The following is a 17,137-nucleotide window of genomic DNA, read 5'->3' on the forward strand; positions in this document are numbered from 1 at the left end:
AAAGTTGCCGCATAATCGACACTGAGACAATCCTGGAACATACCTAGAACGATAATCATGCAAGACTTCCACCACACCCGCGCCCGTGCGCTGCTGGCCAACGCGCGCCAGATCGTCAGCCCCGACCAAGTGCAGGCCGCCGTGCGGCATGTCGCAGACGTCCTGAACGAACGCTTCGGCGCTGCCGGGAATACCACCTTCCCGCTGATCCTCGGCGTCATGGGCGGCGCTGTCGTGTTCACCGGCACCCTGCTGCCGCAGCTCGGCTTCCCGCTCGAATTCGATTACATCCACGTCAGCCGCTATGGTGACGACGACCGCGGCGGCGAAATTGTGTGGAAAGTGATCCCGCGCCAGGACGTGGCCGGACGCACCATCGTCGTGGTCGACGACATCCTCGACGAAGGCGAAACGCTGGCCCATGTGAAGCAGCGCCTGCTCGACATGGGCGCGGCCGAGGTGATCATTGCCGTGTTCGCGGACAAGGATCTGAACCGCAGCAAGCCGGTCCAGGCCGACATCGTCGGCGTCACCTTGCCGAACGCCTTCGTGGTCGGCTTCGGCATGGACGTCTACGGTTACTGGCGCAATTTGCCGGCCCTGTACGCGATCCGGCAGGAAGATTTGAATACCGCCGACCCGGCGCCGGAGTATCCGATTCCGGATGTGAAAGCTTCCTGAACCGGCCTTAAGTACTTACCCAAAAATAAACGTGTTTTTGGCTGCCATAACCGGCGCATCGCTGCGTTGGCTCGCGCTTGCAGTGCTCGCACTGCGGCGCACTCACCGCCTTGCGCTGCCTCCGGTTCTGTTTGCCAAAATTCACGTTTATTTCTGGTCGAGTACTTAGCGCAAGCCGATACGCGTGCGCGCCGCCGCGTATTCGCGCTGCAGGCGCTCGACCATCCCGGCCACGGTCGGCACGTCGTCCATCAGCCCCACGCCCTGACCGGCGCCCCAGATGTCGCGCCAGGCTTTCGCCGTGCCGTCGCCAAAACTCATCTTGCTCTTGTCGGATTCGGGCAGCGCCTCCGGGTCGAGTCCGGCATTGACGATCGATTTTTTCAGGTAGTTGCCGTGCACGCCAGTAAACAGGTTGGTGTAGACGATGTCGGCCGCGCTCGATTCGACGATGGCCTCGCGGTAGGACGCGCTGACATTCGATTCCTGGGTCGCCAGCCAGCGCGAACCGATATAGGCGAAATCGGCGCCCATGGCCTGTGCGGCGAGAATGGCGTCGCCGGTGGCGATCGCGCCCGACAGCGCCAGCGGACCGTCGAAGAATTTGCGCACCTCTCCCACCAGCGCGAATGGCGACAGCGCGCCCGCATGGCCGCCGGCGCCGGCCGCCACCAGGATCAGGCCATCGACCCCGGCTTCCAGCGCCTTGTGTGCGTGGCGGATCGACACCACGTCGTGCAAGACAATGCCGCCGTAGCTGTGCACGGCGTCGAGCATTTCTTGCGGCGGCGCCCGCAGCGAGGAAATGATGATCGGCACCTGGTGCCTGACGCAGACCTCGACGTCGTGCTCGAGGCGCGTGTTCGACGCATGCACGATCTGGTTTACCGCGATCGGACCGATGCGCGCGCCGGGGTTTGCCGCCGCATGATCGGCCAGTTCGCGCTGCAGGTCGCTCAGCCAGGTGTCGAGCAGCTCGGCCGGACGGGCATTCAGGGCCGGGAAGGAGCCGACGATGCCGGCCTTGCACTGCGCCGCGACGAGCGCCGGACCGCTGGCGATGAACATCGGCGAGGCGATGACGGGTAAGGAGAGGTTTTGCAGTATCGAGGGCAGCGGCATGGACGGCTTTCGGCGGTGGTTGTCGGGACGGTCTGCCTGATTATAGGATCAAAAAAGCACGACCGTGCTAGATCGATTGTTCTAAATTGCTCCAATTCAGGCGTCGACCAGGTAAACGCCTTCGATGCGGGCGGCTTTGGCGCGGACCAGGGCAGACACCGCCCAGGTGGCGAGCGCGGTGTAAGGATCATCCGCCGATACCTCCTGCCCCATCAGGCGCATCGCGCTGCCCACCACCGGAATCGACGCGAACAAAGCGGGCAGCGCACGCAGCGCGATCGCCTGCCGCTCGAGCAATAAAAACTTCAGCATCACCTTGACCGCATTTTCCGCATTGCGGCGCGGATCCGAGGCCAGGTAGTCGAGCCGCGAATACGCCCGCGCCAGGGCCGCGTCGACCTCGCCGAACACCCGCCCATGGCCCGGAATCACGACGCGCGCATCGAGCGTGGCGATCAGGTCGAGCGTTGCGCGCGTTTCATCAAAACCCGGCTCCCCGGCCAGCTCGGGAAAGATCACCCCGAAACCGTTTTCCCAGAGCGCATCGCCGGCAATCAGGATGCCGTGGCTGGCGCAATACAGGAGCAGCGCATGCGGATCGTGGCCGGGGGCGGCCAGCACTTCCCAGGGCAAGTCGCCCAGCCTCAGGCGCTCGCCTGGATGCAACACCGCGTCGAAACCGAAACGGGCGCACTGCTGGCCGGTCGCGCGATAGCTGAGCGCGTCTTCGTCCCAGTGCGCAACCTTGTGCGCGTCCGACGCAGGGATCGCCGTGTGGCAGGCATAGGCCTGTTGCAGCAGCGCATTGCCGCCGCAATGGTCCGAGTGCAGGTGGGTATTGAGCAGGCGCGCGAGCGGGCGGTCGCCGAGCGCATGGCGCACCAGCGCCAGCGTTTGCAGCGCGTGGGTCAGGTAGCCGCTGTCGACCAGGGCAGTGTCGCTACCGGTGTCACCAATAAAGAGGACGTTGTTCGACGACAGCCAGCCGCGCTCGAAGACCTGCATCGTGGCCGGCAGCGAGAATGCCATCGCTTAGCCGAAGTCGAGTTCCGACTCGCGCCGCCGGATGTCGAGCCAGACGGCGCGTTTATAGTCGTCGCCGGCGCCGCCCCAGGTGACGATCTCGTCGATCGTGCGCAGGCAGCCGCGGCACAGGCCGGTCGCCTTGTCCATCTCGCACAGGTTGATGCAGGGCGACGGTACCGGCGTTTGCAGTTCAGGTGGCATCGTCATGCCACGTCCCCCTTCTTGCGCGCCACGCGCGCATTGAAACGCGCCGTATCGATGACGCAACGCTCGTGCGTGCCTTCGCAGATGCGCTCGACATCGTCCCAGGCCTCGACTTTAAAGCGCACGCGCATGCCCTCGACTTCCACCACTTCACCCGTGATGCGCAGGGTCATGCCGGGCGGCGTCGGCGCCAGGTGCCGAAAGTCGACCATCGTGCCCAGGCTCTGTTCGCGCGGCCAGTCGAGATAAGGCAGCATCCCGTGGACGCAGGCCAGTTCCATCATGCCGACCAGGTAGCCGGTCGCCAGCACCTCTGGCATGTCGCGGCAAAACGGGGTGTCGTGATAAAGCTGCGGCACAGTGGCGCGCGGCGGGACGGTGTACTGCCATTCGAAGCGCAGGCCGGGTTGACATTCTGGACTCATGGAGAAATAGATTACCTGATTCAATCGGATCGCGCTTGACGCCTGATCTGGGACGGGTACACTGGCCACAGGGTTTCACCATCCATGTGGATGGTAACAGGATGGTTTTGAAAGGATGGCGTAAGGATGGCGGGAGACAGTATGACCACGAACGAGCCACGGCAAAAGCTGGCCGATTCGGAAAAAATTACGATCAACCTGGGCATGATCGACCTGGGCCAGATCGACCTGCTGGTGAGCGAGGGTTTTTATAGCAACCGAACCGACCTGATCCGAACGGCGATCCGCAACCAGTTGAATACCCATGCCGAGGTGGTGCGGCAGACGGTCGCCCGCCGCAGCCTGGTGCTCGGCTTGCACCATTATTCGCGGTCCGACCTGGAAACGGCGCAGCAGGCAGGCGTCCGGCTCCAGATCCAGGTCCTCGGCATGGCCAGTATTGCCAACGACGTCAGCGTCGAACTGGCGCTGGCAACGATTGAATCGATTTCGGTGCTTGGGGCGCTGCATGCAAGCAGCGCCGTAAAAGCCGCATTGGCAGAGCGCATTCGCTAACTCACCAAACACGCTAAGGAAAAGCACATGAAACTGAACATGAACATGAATAGTAAACTGCTGGCGCAGATGCGAGCGGCAACTCAAAAACTGATGGGCAAGCAGACGGGCGCGCACACCCCGCTCGACACCAGCAAGGTGATCCAGGATGCCCTGAAAAACGCGGCAACCCTGACCCAGGCGGCCCAGCAGCAGATGCGCGGCATGCCGCAGGCAAACGGCGCCACCTCGGCCGGGATGCCGCCCGACGTGGCCGAGATGCTGGCCAAGCTGGGCCGCAATTTCGGTGGCGCCGGCGCCGCCGCGAACGAACCGGCGGTCGCCCTGCCCGGCAGCTTCAGCGACGGCAGTTTTACGAATAGCGCCGGCACCCGCACGTATAAACTGTATGTGCCGAGCGGCTACCAGGGCGAGCCCGCACCGCTTGTAGTAATGCTGCACGGCTGCACCCAGGACCCGGACGACTTCGCCCACGGCACCCAGATGAACGTGCTGGCCGAGGAACTCAATTGCCTCGTCGTCTACCCGGCACAATCGCGCCAGGCGAATGCTTCGCGCTGCTGGAACTGGTTCAGCGACGTCGACCAGAAGCGCGACCAGGGCGAGCCGTCGATCATCGCCGGCATCACCCGCGAAGTCATGGGCAAGCACCGGATCGACCCGGCCCAGGTGTATGTGGCGGGCCTGTCGGCCGGCGGCGCGATGGCCACCATCATGGGTACGCTGTATCCGGAACTGTATGCGGCCGTCGGCGTGCACTCGGGACTGCCCTTCGGCTCGGCGCACGACCTGCCGTCGGCGCTGGCGGCCATGAAAGGCCAGTTGCAGCGCCAGAACAAACCGGGCCAGTCGATCCCGATCATCGTCTTCCATGGCGACGCCGACCACACCGTGCACCCGACCAATGGCGACGAATTGATGGTGCATGCGCGCGACGCATCCGACGCCATGGCGGTCGAGCCCGGCCGCGTGCCGGACGGCCACGCCTTTACCCGCACCATGCACAAGCGGGCCGACGGCAAGGTGCAGGGCGAACACTGGGTCATCCACGGCGCCGGCCATGCCTGGTCCGGCGGCAGCGCGCGCGGTACCTATACCGATGGCAAGGGACCGGACGCCAGCCGCGAAATGATGCGCTTTTTTGCCACGCATCGTTAAGCGCAGCGGCTTACTCCCGCGGCGAGCCGGGAGCCGGCATGCCGGCTTCGGCAATGTGGCCGCGCAGGCAGGTTGGGCACCAGCAGGCGGCGGCCTCACCCGCCGCATTCGCCTGCGGTAGCGCCACGACGGCGGGCAATTCCGTGCACCAGCAGGGGCCGGCGGAGCCATCGGCCATGGCGCAGCCGAAGCTGGCCCCGCAGCGCGAACAGAGGCTCATGGCGCACCCCGGCGACATGAAGCCTTCGTCATGTGTAATATCGCTGCAGCATTCATTGCGGCTACCTCCAGTCAATCTGGCCATAAAATACAACAAGATTGCTGCATAATGCCCCCAAAGGCGGCTTTATTGCCTGTAAAATCTGCGCCACTTTCATTTCGGACTCACCATGAACGTTCAGTTGACCACCCTGCCGGCCGAAGACCAGAACAATGACCTGACCAAGGTCTCGCCGCAGATCAAGGCGCAGATCCTGGCCGAGGCGCTGCCTTACATCCGCAACTTCCACGGCAAGACTATCGTCATCAAATACGGCGGCAACGCCATGACCGACGAACGCCTGAAACACGGCTTCGCGCGCGACGTCATCCTGCTGAAACTGGTGGGCATGAACCCGGTCGTGGTGCACGGCGGCGGTCCGCAGATCGACAACGCCCTGAAAAAAATCGGCAAGCAGGGCACGTTCGTGCAAGGCATGCGCATCACCGACGAAGAAACCATGGAAGTGGTGGAGTGGGTGCTGGGCGGCGAAGTGCAGCAGGACATCGTCATGCTGATCAACCACTACGGCGGCCAGGCAGTCGGCCTGACCGGCAAGGACGGCGGCCTGATCCGCGCCCGCAAGATGAGCATGCCGGACAAGGAAAAGCCGGGCGAATTCGTCGACATCGGCTTCGTCGGCGAGATCGACGCCATCAATCCGGCGGTCGTGAAAGCACTGCAGGACGACGCCTTCATCCCGATCATTTCGCCGATCGGCTTCGGCCAGGACGGGCAAGCCTACAACATCAACGCCGACGTCGTCGCCGGCAAGATCGCGGAAATTCTGAAAGCCGAAAAGCTGATCATGATGACCAACATCGCCGGCGTGCAGGACAAGGCCGGCAACCTGGTGACCGACCTGTCGGCGCGCGAGATCGACGAGATGTTCGAAGACGGCACGATTTCCGGCGGCATGCTGCCGAAGATCTCGTCGGCGCTGGACGCGGCCAAGTCGGGCGTGAACACGGTGCACATCATCGACGGCCGCATCGAGCACTCTTTATTGCTGGAAGTCTTGACCGAACAGGCTTTTGGCACTATGATCCGCTCGCACTAAAACTTTGTGACGGCGTCCATGCCGTCATGATCAGTACCGCCCTTTTAGCTCAGTGGTAGAGCACTCCCTTGGTAAGGGAGAGGCCACGTGTTCAATCCACGTAAAGGGCACCATCTCCCTCCCCCTGCATTGCCTCCCTCAGTACAGACGCTCCACCTTCACGCCGCGCCGGCGCAGCAATTCGGGCAGTCCGTTTTTTCCCAGCAGGTGCAACAGTCCCACCGCCACCACCGCATTGTTCTCGCGCGCCAGCAGCGCAGCCACCTTGTCCGCCATCGGGCCGTTGCGCTCCTTGAGCAGCACGTCGCGCATGAATTTTCCGGTGAAGCTGTCATCCTGGTCGACGCGCAGGGCGATCCGGTCCAGCGCCACCTGGTCGGCGCGCTCATAGGCGTCGAACAGCTCGCGCCCCTCGCGCAACTGGCGCCCGGATGCCATGTTCTCCAGCGTTTCTTCGAGCAGCTTCCACTGGTCCACAAGCGGCAAGCGGTTCAGCAGCGCCGCCTGGTACTGCACCGATTCCAGTTCGACGATGCGGGTTTTGCCGCCCTGCGCCAATTGCGCCAGATGGCTGTCCACGCCGAGCGCCGGGTCGTAGCCAAGTTTTCCAATCTCGACCAGGGCGAGCATCATCGTCAGCATCCCGGGCCGCATGCGCGCCACGGCAGCCGGGTCGACGCCCTGCGCCTTCAGGCCGCCCTCGATGCGGCGGCGGCGCGCCTCCGGCAAGCCGGCCATGCCCGGGCTGGCGGCGGCGAACATGCCGTGCTGCTGGAATGCCGCCAGCATCGCGGCCGGGTCGCGCGCCGCATCGATTTCCAGCGCCAGCGTCCTTGCTTGCGCCATCGCGGCGCGGATGCGCGGCTCGAGCGGATAGAAGTCGGCGCGGCCGGCGTGGACGGTGCCATACAGGTAGAGCGTGTGGTCCTGGCCCGTCACCTGGAACAGGGCGCCGCGCTCGGCCGCCAGCGCCTGGAACGCCATCAGGAACAGGCTAAGGAACACTACTATAATCGGACGTCGCATACTTTTTCTCCGTGTCTGGAACCGTGCCAAATCATAATCCCTCCAAGCTCGTCTGGCTGTTCGATCTCGACAATACCCTGCACGACGCCTCGCACGCGATTTTCCCGGCCATCAGCGCCAACATGAACGCGTACATCGCACGCGTGCTGCACGACGGCGTCAACCCGGTGACGCAGGAGCGCATCGATAGCGCGCGCCTGGGCTACTGGAAGCGCTACGGCGCCACCCTGCTCGGCATGATCCGCCACCACGGCGTCAGCGCGCCGCACTTCCTGCACGAGACCCACAGCCTGCACGACCTGCGCGCCATGATGCGCTCCGAAGCCGGCCTGGGCCGCCTGCTGCGGCGCCTGCCGGGCCGCAAGATCCTGCTGACGAATGCGCCGCGGGATTATTCGCGCCACGTGGTGCGGCACCTGGACCTGCACCGCCATTTCGCCCACCACATCGCCATCGAGCAGATGCGGGTGCATGGCCAGCTGCGCCCGAAACCGTCGAAACTGATGCTGGCGCGCCTGCTGCGCCGCCATGGCGTGGCGGCGCGCGACTGCGTGCTGGTCGAAGACACGCTGATGAACCTGAAAAGCGCGCGCCAACTGGGCCTGTCGACGGTGTGGGTGACGCAATACCTGCGCAGCGGGGAACGCAGCGCCCTGGCCCAAGCGCGGCCGCGGCGATTGATTCGCCCCGACTATGTCGATGTCAAAGTAAAATCCGTGCGGCAGCTGCCGAAGCAGCTGCACCGGCTGCGCTGATTATCCGCGTTCACTCACCAACTCACCTTCGGGATCCCATGGCAAGCACCAGGCCGGGCCAGCGTAAACTGCAAATCCTCCAGGCCCTGGCGGCCATGCTCGAACAGCCGAAAGGCGACAAGATCACCACTGCCGCCCTGGCGGCGCACCTGGCGGTGTCGGAGGCGGCGCTGTACCGCCATTTCGCCAGCAAGGCGCAGATGTTCGAGGGCCTGCTCGACTTCATCGAGGCGAGCGTGTTCGGCGTCATCAACCAGATCGTCGAAAAGGAAGAGCGCGGGGTCGACCAGGCCCGTGCCATCCTCACCATGCTGCTCTCTTTCGCCACCAGCAATCCCGGCATGACGCGGGTCTTGATCGGCGACGCCCTGGTCGGCGAAGACGAACGCCTGCAAGCGCGCATGAACCTGTTCTACGACAGGGTCGAACTGGCCTGCAAGGGCGCACTGCGCCTGGCCGTGACCCAGGGCCACGGCATCGAGGACGAGGTGCCGGCGCGCGCCAGCCTGCTGGTGAGCTATGTCACCGGGCGCTGGCACCGCTACGTCAAGAGCGGCTTCCGCCAGAACCCGTCCGAAGGCAGCGGCGTACAATTGTCGCTGCTGCTGGCGGCCTGAGGCTCCCATGGACACGGTCTTTGCATTGCTCGACGATGCGAGCCCAGAGGGGCATGCGCAGGCGCGCTCGCGCCTGTACACGGGCCATGCGGGCACGCTGCAGTGTGTCGACGGCGCCGGCTGGGACGGTGTGCTGGCGGAGCTGGAAGCGGCCCTGGCGCGCGGCCTGTACGCGGTGCCGCTGCTGTCGTATGAACTGGGTGCGCACCTGCTCGGCGTGCCAGCCAAACCGCTGGACGGCCCGCTGGCCCGAGTGCTGCTGTTCGAACGCTGCGAGCGCATGACGGCGCAAGGGGCGGCGTCCTGGGTGGCCACGCGCGCCGCCGGCGCGCCCGCCATCCCGGCCGGCATCGGCGGCGTTGCAGCGAACGTCGACGCAGCGCGCTTCGTGGAATCGATCGAACGCATCCGCAACTACATCGCCGCCGGCGACACCTACCAGGTGAATTACACCTACCGCCTGCGCTTCGATGCTTTCGGTTCCATCTTCGCGCTCTACGCGCGCCTGCGCGCGCGCCAGCCGGTGCCCTACGGCGCCCTGATCGGCCTGCCCGACGGCGGCGCCGTGCTGTCCTTGTCGCCGGAACTGTTCGTGCGCTATGACGCGGCAGAAGCGGGCGGGACCCTGCTGGCGCGCCCGATGAAGGGCACGGCCCCGGCCGGCGAGGACGAGACGTCCGACGCCAAGCGCGCCGCGTCCCTGGCGCTGGATACGAAAAACCGCGCCGAAAACCTGATGATCGTCGACCTGCTGCGCAACGACCTGGGACGCATCGCGCACACCGGCAGCGTCGCCGTCCCAAAACTGTTCGACGTGACGCGCTTCGGCGCCGTGCTGCAGATGACCTCCACGGTGACGGCGCGCCTGCGCGCCGATGCGACGCTGGCCGAGGTGCTGCGCGCGCTCTACCCTTGCGGTTCGATCACGGGCGCGCCAAAACGGCGGACCATGGAAATCATCGACGAACTCGAGCCGGATGCGCGCGGCGTGTACACCGGCGCCATCGGCTGGTTCGACCCGCCCCGGGATGAGCGCGCCTTTGGCGACTTCTGCCTGTCGGTGCCGATCCGCACCCTGTCTCTCGGGCCGGGCGGCGCCAGCCGGCGCGGCGAACTGGGCGTCGGCGCCGGCATCGTCTTCGACAGCGAGCCGGCCTCGGAATACGCCGAATGCCAGCTCAAGGCGCGCTTCCTCACGAGTCTGAGCAACGAATTCGAGCTGTTCGAGACCATCAAGGCGTCCTGGCGCGACGGCCCGCGCCACCTCGACGCGCATCTGGCGCGCATTGCCGCTTCCTGCACGTATTTCAAGCGCCCGTTCGACCAGGATGCCGCGCGCACCCTGGTAATCGACGCCTGCCTCGGCCTGCCGCAGGACGCCAGCCTGCACCGCCTGCGCCTGGCGCTCGATGCGCATGACCACCTCACGGTCACGAGCGCGGCATTAAGGCCGCTGCAGGATCCGGTACGCCTGCTGCTGGCCGACACGGCGACCGATTCGACGGACGTCTTCCTGCGCCACAAGACGTCGGTCCGGGGGAACTATGACGCCGCCTGGCGCGAGGCCGAAGCGCAAGGCGCCTTCGACGCCCTGTTCTTCAACGAGCGGGGGGAATTGACGGAAGGGGGGCGCAGCAATGTCTTCGTGCTGATCGGCGGGCGCTGGTTCACGCCGCCGCTGTCCTGCGGGCTGCTGCCCGGTGTGATGCGCGCCGTGATGCTGGCCGCGCCCGCCTGGGATGCCAGCGAACGCGTGATCACGCGCGCCATGCTCGAGCGCGCCGAAGGCATCGTGGTGTGCAACGCCCTGCGCGGGCCGCTGCACGCCTACCTGTAAGGCTGCTTTTTACAAAGCCAAGGCCTTTTCGATCTTCCCGACCAGTTGCGGATCTTCCGGCGTCACCTTGCTCGGGAAATGCTCGACCATCTTGCCGTCGCGCCCGATCAGGTATTTCGCGAAATTCCACTTCGGTTCCTGGCCGGTCTGCTTGGCCAGCGCCGCGTGCAGCGGATTGGCGTTGGCGCCGCTGACCACCATCGGCGCGAACATCGGGAACTTGACGCCATAGGTGTTGTAGCAGAGGTCCGCGATCTCCTTGGTGCTGGCCGACTCCTGCTTGAAATCGTTCGACGGGATGCCGATCACCACCAGGCCGCGCGGATTGTATTTCGCGTACAGCTTTTCCAGGCCTTCATACTGTTTGGTAAAACCGCAGTAGCTGGCCGTGTTCACGACCAGCACCACCTTGCCGGCGTACTGGCAGAGGTCTTGCGGCGCTTCGTCCTGCAGGCGCTTGAAGTTCTGCTTGAGCAGGGCCGGGCAGACCACCGGCGTGGCGCCGGCGGTGACCACGGGACGGTGCGGCACGACGCCGGCCGGTTGCGCGGCCGCCGAGGAAACGGCGGCGAACAGGGCGAAAGGCAGGGCGAAAGGTAACAGGGCGGTTTTCAGCATGATGGGTCCAGTAAGTGAATCAAGCGGCGAGCTTGCGGTGCTCAATTTTTAGGCAGTGGTTCATCACCACGTCCAGGCCAGCGGCGCGCGCCATGTCGGCAGCGGCCTGGTGTTCGATTTCCAGCTGCATCCACAGGCAACCGGCGCGAATCGTGATGGCGTCACGCGCGATCGGCAGGATGTCTTCCGACTTGCGGAAGCAGTCGACGATGTCGATGCGCTGGCCGCTCGGCGCAATCGCATCGGCCGCTTCCTGCAGGCTGGCATGCACGCGCTCGCCCAGGATCTCGTCGCCCGCGTATTGCGGGTTCACGGGGAGGATGCGGTAGCCCTGCTGTTGCAGGTATTCGGCGACACCGAAGCTGGCCCGCTCGGGCTTGTTGGACAGGCCGACGACGGCGATGGTTTTGCTGTCTTGCAGGATTTGCGGAATCGTTCTCATGGGCGCTCGCAGGATTCGGGTTCGCCGTCAGCTTAACAGGTTTGCATCGTTTCGTTCGTCAATACGCGTGCTTCAAGTCATTTGCACGAACCGGCGTAACTGTGGAAAGATGGCGCCTTACCTCATCCGTGAATCCCGCCATGCACCTCGCACACTTACCTCGACTGATCGCTCCCCTGTTCTTCGCCCTGGCCGTCGCCGGCTGCGCGGTTACGCCCAAGACAATCGACGTCCCCGTCGTCGCCGTCGCCGACTGGGGCGGCACGCCGGCCGACGCCAGCCGTGCCCGGCGCCACGCCATCACCCACATCACCCTGCACCACCAGGGCGAGCCGTTCAAACCCGGCACCGACCCGCGCCAGTACCTGCGCAACCTGCAGACCTGGTCGCGCAACACCAAGGGCTGGCTCGACATCCCCTACCACTACATCATCGACCTGGAAGGCCGCACCTATGCCGGGCGCGACATCGCCTATGCCGGCGACACGAATACGGAATACGACCCGAGCGGCCATGCATTGATCGAAGTGGTCGGCAATTTCGAGGAAGTCGAACCGAACCCGGCCCAGCTGAAAGCCGTAGTCGACGTGATGGCGATGCTGGCCGCCAAATACAAGGTGCCGGTCGAGCGCATCGCCAGCCACCGCGACCATTCCGATAAAACTGTCTGCCCGGGGGCGAACCTGTACCGGTATGTGCAGAGCGGCTATTTCAAAGAACAGGTCGCGCTGCGCCTCAAAAGTCGTCCGTAGATTCCTAGGACTGGTAAGTTGAATAAAACGACGTAGGCTCAGCTCAGCATTGTCGTCACGGTTTGAAGACTTAGTTGCAGCCGGACTGAAGCGCTGCACGAGCCACCGCTTTCGCCTGTAATCGACCTCTACGTGCTATGACTGGATCAGCTCTTCAACGGCCTGCTCAACACGCAGAAGTCTTGGAATGAATGTCGACGAATGTTGTAACGCTAGTTAATATGCGCGAACAGATGGCTTGCTCTAAGCTTATCCAGAGCTATGGTAAGAGCGCGATCATCAAAAAGTCTCAACTTACGCTCTGCGGCCTTCTCGCCGCCTCGCCACTGCTCAAGTGCTTGCCGGACCGCATTCAGATTTGGTTCGACCCCTTCTTTAAACAGCAACCAGTCAACTGTCGCAAGCAACTCTAGTCCAAAAGGAGATTCAAACCCATCAATTAACTCTGAAGTGGACTCAAGCGCGCAGTGATATCGCCGTGCCTCGCTGCCCAAATACGCCTGGACGAAGTCACGTTTTTGCTCATCAAACCAAACAACTTCAAGGGGGTCGGCGTCACTAATTCTTTTATTGCAGTGAAGATAGCTTCCGTCTAAATTGTTCAACAAGTGTTCAAGACGGTTAGCGTATGGGCCGTATCGATGAGCAACAAACTGTAGATCTAACGGGTTATCGCCGGGATTATCCCTTTCGATCGAACGCTCTAAGAACCAAGCTAGTTTCTGGATTTCTAACAAACTGCATTCGATTCCAAGCACCCAGTATCTGCGGACAAGTTCAGCTATTAGAGCCCTCGCAGGAGTCAACTTCTCTACGCCAGATTTCTTCACCACATTTTGGTATTTATCTGTCGGCTCAAATACCAAAATCTCGACCTCTAGATCGCAAAGGCTTTCCTCAATCAAAGGCTTTACCTCTGCCCAATCGAGTCCACCATTTCCTGCGCCCAAAGGCGGTATAGCTACCGATTTCACCTTCTGCTCTATAAGGAACTGCCGAAGATCGTACAGTCCTTCTTTAACCCAGTTCAGTTCCGAGTCGGCTCGCCAATGTCTTTTGGTCGGAAAATTAACTATCCACTTCGGTCCATGAAGTTCACCTACCTCAGTGACGAACATCTTTCCAGTATTCACCTCTTTTGCTTTACATGCAGCAGCGTATCGCTTGAAATTTTCTGGAAAACGCTCTTTGAACATCAGAGCAATACCCTTGCCCATAACACCGACAGTATTAACCGTATTCACTAAAACTTCTGCATCGGATTCAAGCAAGTTTCCTGATGTGAACTTGATCATTGGAAGTACCATTCCCTTCTTACATGGACTGCCAAGTTCAAATCCATATGTGCTATTTGAGCGTCGAGCTCACTCTTTAGTTCATCGGTATAACAAATAATTCCGAGTAAACCATCTACTGGCAGATGCCTAAAAATCAATGCTTCAGCTTGATAACGCTCCACCTTCCGCGGATCCTCAGGATCACGACGAAAATCCCGATTTTGCAGAATTCCCCAATCTATCTCGTTCAAGCTAGCAAGATCAGAATAATAGTTTGTCCAAGACGGATACGCATGTGCATTCGTGAATACAAAAGGCAAGTTAAGAGCGTTTACACGATTCAAGCTTGTTACCAGAATTACAATCTCATTGTTGCTGCGCTTCACCACGCTACGCCCGGAGTGGATGTTCATCATCATCACAGAAAAAGGCGTGAAATAGAACGGAACGTAGTCTGCTAAGGTCCCTCCCGGGTCGATAGGCACAACACGATTTCGTCTTTTATCGATAAGGTCCGCGTTACCAATATTTACGTAATTCGGCGAAAGGGTCGACGAGTTGGCGCATTGTAGGCCATTTCTCAAAATCCATAAAAGGTTATCCTTATGGACTATTCGCCAAAGTAAGGCCTTTTGTGGATTTAAATTTTTATACATTATTGGAGGAACATTCCGGAGTTTACGTCAACTTCTAACTGCAAATTTAGTCGGTTTACAATTCCGCGGACCTGTTGTGCTACTGCGTCAGAAGGCACATATACCCTAAAGAAATCTTTAGGAGCTACGGGACGAGGAGAGAGACATTCGGCCATGCAGACACTCTTACAATCGCTGTCATGATAGTCCCGACGGTTCATTGTATCCCAGTCAATCGAAGCGATACCTTCTTGGTAATTCAACAACTCCGGAGCACCGTTCGCCAATGGGTGCCGCGCGATAATTGGCCAATTTTCTGCTTGCGCTAGAGTCCGGCGAACAGCTATCAGAACGAATGTCTTCTGCGGATGATCGTGCTGAACGCGTCCGTCGAAGGGGTTGCGAGCAAACCAGTGAAACGGAACATAGCGTTCAAGGCCATAGTCGCCCCGGTTTTGTATTATGTCCGGATTCGCAACGTCTGCAAAGCTTTGCACTTGAGCTCGAGGAAGCAAGCCCATGTGTAAAATCGATGCAATGTTGTCTAAGCAGGTTAGATGATATAGAAGCTTCTGGTCTTTGATATCAGGCATTATAGTCTCCGAAATTGACATTGTGGACCCGGCTGTGTGACCGAAGCGGTGATCAACGCAACGCAGTTCCAGATGTATCTTACACTTGACAAGAAGAAAATGTAACTCGAAGTCAATAATATGCAGTTACCCTAAATGCATAAATTATTAAGAGGATTACGCAGCGTCAATAAAAGAAAAAAGGCAGCCTCACGGCTGCCTTTTAATCTACTGCAGTTACTGCTTGATGCTTACTTGCCGCGTGCGCGCAATCGTTGGATTGCCGCCAGCTGCGCGATGGCCGAAGCCAGTTCGGCTTGCGCTTTCGCGTAGTCGATCTGCGCGTCCTGCGACTGCATCAGCTCTTCGGCCGCGCGCTTGGCTTCCAGCGCTTTGGCTTCGTCGAGATCGGCGCCGCGGATGGCGGTGTCGGCCAGGACCGTCACGCCGTTCGGCTGGATCTCGAGGATGCCGCCGGCGACGAAGAAGAACTCTTCGCCACCGCCGGTCGTCTGGATGCGTACGGCACCCGGACGGATCCGCGTGATGAGCGGGGTGTGCTTCGGGTAGATACCCAGCTCGCCCGACTCACCCGGCAACGCGACGAACTCGGCTTCGCCCGAAAAGATCGAAGATTCGGCCGAGACGACGTCAACGTGAAATGTGTTTGCCATGTGTGTCCTTCAGGTTGAGAAGTGGACTTAGGCAGCCAGTTTCTTGGCTTTTTCGATCGCTTCGTCGATGGTGCCGACCATGTAGAACGCCTGCTCCGGCAGGTGGTCCAGTTCGCCCGACGCGATCATCTTGAAGCCCTTGATCGTGTCTTTCAGCGAAACGTACTTGCCTGGTGCGCCGGTAAACACTTCAGCGACGTGGAACGGCTGCGACAGGAAACGCTGCATCTTGCGAGCGCGCGCGACCAGCAGCTTGTCTTCCGGCGCCAGTTCGTCCATGCCCAGAATCGCGATGATGTCACGCAGTTCCTTGTAGCGCTGCAGGGTGCCCTGGACGGCGCGCGCGGTGTCGTAGTGTTCCTGGCCGACGACGAGCGGGTCCAGCTGGCGCGAGGTCGAGTCGAGCGGATCGACCGCAGGGTAGATACCCAGCGAGGCGATGTCACGCGACAGAACGACGGTCGAATCGAGGTGGGCGAAGGTGGTTGCCGGCGACGGGTCGGTCAAGTCATCCGCAGGGACGTAGACGGCCTGGATCGAGGTGATCGAACCGGTCTTGGTCGAGGTGATGCGCTCTTGCAGGCGGCCCATCTCTTCGGCCAGGGTAGGCTGGTAGCCCACCGCCGACGGCATACGGCCCAGCAGTGCCGAGACTTCGGTACCGGCCAGGGTGAAGCGGTAGATGTTGTCCACGAAGAACAGAACGTCCTTACCTTCGTCACGGAAGGCTTCGGCCATCGTCAGGCCGGTCAGCGCGACGCGCAGGCGGTTGCCTGGCGGCTCGTTCATCTGGCCGTAGACCATCGCGACCTTCGAGTTTTCAGGCGTTTCCAGGTCGACGACCTTGGCGTCCGCCATCTCGTGGTAGAAGTCGTTACCTTCGCGGGTACGCTCACCAACGCCGGCGAACACGGACAGGCCCGAGTGCGCTTTGGCGATGTTGTTGATCAGTTCCATCATGTTGACGGTCTTGCCGACGCCGGCGCCGCCGAACAGGCCGACTTTACCGCCTTTGGCGAACGGGCAGACCAGGTCGATGACCTTAATGCCGGTTTCCAGCAGGTCTTGCGATGGCGACAGTTCGTCGTATGCAGGAGCGGTGCGGTGGATCGATGCCATGCGCTCATGGCTGACCGGACCGCATTCGTCGATCGGGTTACCCAGCACGTCCATGATGCGGCCCAGGGTCGCGGTGCCGACTGGCACCATGATCGGGGCGCCGGTGTTCTGGATCATCATGCCGCGACGCAGGCCTTCCGAGCTACCCAGCGCGATGGTGCGGACGATGCCGTCACCCAGCTGCTGCTGTACTTCCAGGGTCAGTTCGGAGCCTGCCATTTTCAGTGCGTCGAAAACTTTCGGCATGGCGTTACGTGGGAATTCCACGTCAACCACTGCGCCGATACACTGAACGATTTTGCCATCAGCCATGTTCGTTCCTT

21 protein-coding genes and 1 tRNA gene are annotated in these 17,137 nt (G+C 61.6%); 9 read left to right on the top strand and 13 right to left on the bottom strand.

Annotated features, from left to right (window positions below; genetic code table 11):
* Positions 1-57: 57 nt before the first annotated feature.
* Positions 58-681, top strand: coding sequence for a hypoxanthine-guanine phosphoribosyltransferase (locus AC56KZ_RS12730; RefSeq protein WP_497162542.1), 624 nt, complete (start codon positions 58-60; stop codon positions 679-681).
* 165 nt (positions 682-846) lie between these two features.
* On the opposite strand, the gene AC56KZ_RS12735 is transcribed toward AC56KZ_RS12730, so the two are convergent.
* The 4 genes from AC56KZ_RS12735 to AC56KZ_RS12750 form a co-directional block, all read right to left on the bottom strand.
* Positions 847-1,803, bottom strand: coding sequence for an NAD(P)H-dependent flavin oxidoreductase (locus AC56KZ_RS12735; RefSeq protein ID WP_497162543.1), 957 nt, complete (start codon positions 1,801-1,803; stop codon positions 847-849).
* Between the two features lie 96 nt (positions 1,804-1,899).
* Positions 1,900-2,832, bottom strand: a complete 933-nt coding sequence (locus AC56KZ_RS12740; protein ID WP_497162544.1) for an MBL fold metallo-hydrolase — start codon at positions 2,830-2,832, stop codon at positions 1,900-1,902.
* A 3-nt stretch (positions 2,833-2,835) separates the two neighbouring features.
* Positions 2,836-3,030: a DUF1289 domain-containing protein gene (locus AC56KZ_RS12745; protein WP_497162850.1), complete on the bottom strand. Its 195-nt coding sequence runs from the start codon at positions 3,028-3,030 to the stop codon at positions 2,836-2,838.
* Between the two features lie 2 nt (positions 3,031-3,032).
* Positions 3,033-3,458: a thioesterase family protein gene (locus AC56KZ_RS12750; RefSeq protein ID WP_497162545.1), complete on the bottom strand. Its 426-nt coding sequence runs from the start codon at positions 3,456-3,458 to the stop codon at positions 3,033-3,035.
* Positions 3,459-3,599: 141 nt separating this feature from the next.
* On the opposite strand from AC56KZ_RS12750, the gene AC56KZ_RS12755 reads away from it, so the two are divergent.
* Positions 3,600-4,013: a CopG family transcriptional regulator gene (locus tag AC56KZ_RS12755; protein WP_497162546.1), complete on the top strand. Its 414-nt coding sequence runs from the start codon at positions 3,600-3,602 to the stop codon at positions 4,011-4,013.
* Positions 4,014-4,040: 27 nt separating this feature from the next.
* Entirely contained in the window at positions 4,041-5,171 is a 1,131-nt protein-coding gene (locus AC56KZ_RS12760) for an extracellular catalytic domain type 1 short-chain-length polyhydroxyalkanoate depolymerase (protein ID WP_497162547.1), read from the top strand.
* 10 nt (positions 5,172-5,181) lie between these two features.
* Here AC56KZ_RS12760 and AC56KZ_RS12765 read toward each other — a convergent pair whose 3' ends face one another.
* Positions 5,182-5,391 carry a cysteine-rich CWC family protein gene (locus tag AC56KZ_RS12765; RefSeq protein WP_497162548.1) on the bottom strand — a complete coding sequence of 70 codons (210 nt, stop codon included), beginning with the start codon at positions 5,389-5,391 and terminating at the stop codon, positions 5,182-5,184.
* Positions 5,392-5,560: 169 nt separating this feature from the next.
* Here AC56KZ_RS12765 and argB point away from each other — a divergent pair, with 169 nt between their 5' ends.
* Entirely contained in the window at positions 5,561-6,490 is a 930-nt protein-coding gene (argB, locus tag AC56KZ_RS12770; RefSeq protein ID WP_497162549.1) for an acetylglutamate kinase, read from the top strand.
* 38 nt (positions 6,491-6,528) lie between these two features.
* Positions 6,529-6,603 (top strand) — tRNA-Thr (locus tag AC56KZ_RS12775).
* Positions 6,604-6,628: 25 nt separating this feature from the next.
* On the opposite strand, the gene AC56KZ_RS12780 is transcribed toward AC56KZ_RS12775, so the two are convergent.
* Positions 6,629-7,516, bottom strand: a complete 888-nt coding sequence (locus tag AC56KZ_RS12780; protein WP_497162550.1) for a TraB/GumN family protein — start codon at positions 7,514-7,516, stop codon at positions 6,629-6,631.
* A 23-nt stretch (positions 7,517-7,539) separates the two neighbouring features.
* Here AC56KZ_RS12780 and AC56KZ_RS12785 point away from each other — a divergent pair, with 23 nt between their 5' ends.
* The 3 genes from AC56KZ_RS12785 to pabB are packed head-to-tail and all read left to right on the top strand — an operon-like array spanning position 7,540 to position 10,725.
* Positions 7,540-8,271: an HAD-IA family hydrolase gene (locus tag AC56KZ_RS12785; protein ID WP_497162551.1), complete on the top strand. Its 732-nt coding sequence runs from the start codon at positions 7,540-7,542 to the stop codon at positions 8,269-8,271.
* Positions 8,272-8,309: 38 nt separating this feature from the next.
* Positions 8,310-8,888 (top strand): nucleoid occlusion factor SlmA, encoded by a 579-nt coding sequence (gene slmA, locus AC56KZ_RS12790; protein WP_497162552.1) that lies wholly within the window; start codon positions 8,310-8,312, stop codon positions 8,886-8,888.
* Between the two features lie 7 nt (positions 8,889-8,895).
* On the top strand, positions 8,896-10,725 hold the full coding sequence (gene pabB, locus AC56KZ_RS12795; RefSeq protein WP_497162553.1) for an aminodeoxychorismate synthase component I: 1,830 nt from the start codon (positions 8,896-8,898) through the stop codon (positions 10,723-10,725).
* Between the two features lie 9 nt (positions 10,726-10,734).
* Here pabB and AC56KZ_RS12800 read toward each other — a convergent pair whose 3' ends face one another.
* Positions 10,735-11,343 (bottom strand): glutathione peroxidase, encoded by a 609-nt coding sequence (locus AC56KZ_RS12800; RefSeq protein WP_497162554.1) that lies wholly within the window; start codon positions 11,341-11,343, stop codon positions 10,735-10,737.
* 19 nt (positions 11,344-11,362) lie between these two features.
* Positions 11,363-11,785 (bottom strand): CoA-binding protein, encoded by a 423-nt coding sequence (locus AC56KZ_RS12805; protein ID WP_497162555.1) that lies wholly within the window; start codon positions 11,783-11,785, stop codon positions 11,363-11,365.
* Between the two features lie 140 nt (positions 11,786-11,925).
* On the opposite strand from AC56KZ_RS12805, the gene AC56KZ_RS12810 reads away from it, so the two are divergent.
* The gene (locus AC56KZ_RS12810) at positions 11,926-12,537 is read left to right on the top strand and encodes a peptidoglycan recognition protein family protein (RefSeq protein ID WP_497162556.1); all 612 of its coding nucleotides are present in this window, start codon (positions 11,926-11,928) and stop codon (positions 12,535-12,537) included.
* Positions 12,538-12,749: 212 nt separating this feature from the next.
* Here the strand turns inward: AC56KZ_RS12810 and darG are convergent, their stop codons facing one another.
* The 5 genes from darG to atpD all read right to left on the bottom strand — a co-directional run bounded on the left by darG (position 12,750) and on the right by atpD (position 17,126).
* Entirely contained in the window at positions 12,750-13,832 is a 1,083-nt protein-coding gene (gene darG / locus AC56KZ_RS12815) for a type II toxin-antitoxin system antitoxin DNA ADP-ribosyl glycohydrolase DarG (protein ID WP_497162557.1), read from the bottom strand.
* On the bottom strand, positions 13,829-14,470 hold the full coding sequence (gene darT, locus AC56KZ_RS12820) for a type II toxin-antitoxin system toxin DNA ADP-ribosyl transferase DarT (RefSeq protein ID WP_497162558.1): 642 nt from the start codon (positions 14,468-14,470) through the stop codon (positions 13,829-13,831). The genes darG and darT overlap by 4 nt, the downstream gene beginning before the upstream one ends.
* Positions 14,470-15,042, bottom strand: coding sequence for a DarT ssDNA thymidine ADP-ribosyltransferase family protein (locus tag AC56KZ_RS12825; RefSeq protein ID WP_497162559.1), 573 nt, complete (start codon positions 15,040-15,042; stop codon positions 14,470-14,472). Before AC56KZ_RS12825 ends, darT begins: the two co-directional genes overlap by 1 nt.
* Before the next feature lie 230 nt (positions 15,043-15,272).
* Positions 15,273-15,695: a F0F1 ATP synthase subunit epsilon gene (locus tag AC56KZ_RS12830; RefSeq protein WP_497162560.1), complete on the bottom strand. Its 423-nt coding sequence runs from the start codon at positions 15,693-15,695 to the stop codon at positions 15,273-15,275.
* Between the two features lie 27 nt (positions 15,696-15,722).
* Complete coding sequence (gene atpD / locus AC56KZ_RS12835) at positions 15,723-17,126, bottom strand: F0F1 ATP synthase subunit beta (protein ID WP_497162561.1); 1,404 nt, start codon at positions 17,124-17,126, stop codon at positions 15,723-15,725.
* Between the last annotated feature and the right edge of the window lie 11 nt (positions 17,127-17,137).

This window comes from Telluria sp. LT2P34 (genome assembly GCF_059685915.1).